1 protein-coding gene is annotated in these 267 nt (G+C 30.7%); it reads left to right on the top strand.

Features of this window, described 5'->3' with window-relative positions:
- Positions 1–70 precede the first annotated feature (70 nt).
- Positions 71–267 (top strand): hypothetical protein (locus SB764_RS40885; RefSeq protein WP_410866882.1); only part of this gene is annotated, 197 nt, incomplete at its 3' end.

The following is a 267-nucleotide window of genomic DNA, read 5'->3' as shown; positions in this document are numbered from 1 at the left end:
CGCACTTAGATTCTTTGCATTTTACTCTAATCTTAAATCTTATAATTCTCCAATGGAAAGGTTTTTAGATATGGCTATGCAAAGTATTGAGAGTTATACTAAATCTGAATTAATTCAAATTAGGGATAATTTTGATTTGGCATTGCGCACATGCATGCAACTTTTTGGCGAAGATGCCTTTTTTATTATCAATAACAATGGTAAAAGACTTACCAATACTCCAAATATTGCATTATTTGAAGCGTGGACAGTTAATTTAGCATTAAG

Source organism: Paraburkholderia sp. SIMBA_027 (genome assembly GCF_046535315.1).
GTDB lineage: Bacteria > Pseudomonadota > Gammaproteobacteria > Burkholderiales > Burkholderiaceae > Paraburkholderia > Paraburkholderia tropica.
Note: the sequence above shows the minus strand (reverse complement) of the source record. Positions and strands in the feature narration are given on the sequence as shown.